The sequence below is a fragment of the Photorhabdus sp. RM323S genome (genome assembly GCF_042879375.1).
Classification (GTDB): Bacteria; Pseudomonadota; Gammaproteobacteria; order Enterobacterales; family Enterobacteriaceae; genus Photorhabdus; species Photorhabdus tasmaniensis.
In genome coordinates this window covers 1-805 of sequence record NZ_JBHFKZ010000174.1, presented here as the reverse complement: position 1 = coordinate 805, position 805 = coordinate 1, and the positions used below count along the sequence as shown (strand labels likewise).

General features: G+C 54.2%; 1 protein-coding gene. It reads left to right on the top strand.

Translation table 11 applies throughout. From position 1 onward, the window contains the following. Positions 1 to 24: 24 nt before the first annotated feature. On the top strand, positions 25 to 805 hold a 781-nt coding region (locus ACGF7G_RS22525), incomplete at its 3' end, for a hemagglutinin repeat-containing protein (protein ID WP_387468516.1).

Here is an 805-nt window from a genome sequence, read left to right as displayed (position 1 = left end):
GCGGGCGGCGATATCGTGGGCAGGATGGCCCGATTAACCTCGACGCAGGGGAGCGTGTCGGTTAACGCCGGGGGGGATTTCATTTTCTCTGCCCAGAAATATTCGCCTGTTAACGATGAAGACCAACACTACTTGTATGCCACCGGTGCCATCAACGCCGCCCGTAATCTCACCCTAACGGCGACAGGCAACCTGTTGACATACGGAACAAATTTGACATCCGGCAGTGATATGCGGCTTTCCGCCGGGGGGAATGTGCGTTTTGAATCGTTGCCCGAATTTATCCGGGAAGGGAACAGTGGCCGCTTTACACAACACGCCAGTCAGTTGAAAAGTGGCGGCGCATTAACGCTCCACGCCCGGGGCAGTATGTTATTCCAGGCGACGGCGCTCATCGCTCAAGGTGTGATGGATATCACGGCAACCGGCGGCTTTCTCTATGCGCAGGCCATGGAAGAGGTTTACCGATGGGAAGAAGAAAAGAGAAGCTGTAAACGCGTTTTTGGCATTCAATCCTGTAAAGTTTTTGGCTCTAAAACGGAAACCCGCCGAAAAGAGCGCTCAACCCATAAAGTCACCGAATTGACCGCCGGCGGGGATATCACCCTGAGGGCAAAAGATGACGTGACCCTGGAAGCGAGCCGGATTGACACCCAGAAAAACGCGAAAATCACCAGCCAGACGGGGAAAGTGAACTTCCGGGCGATGCCCAATACCGCTGTTGAGCAGACCCTCACAACGTCAACCGGTTTTTTCATCACACAGCACGATAAAGGCCACAGTGAAAAGCGCTGGATCATCCCGT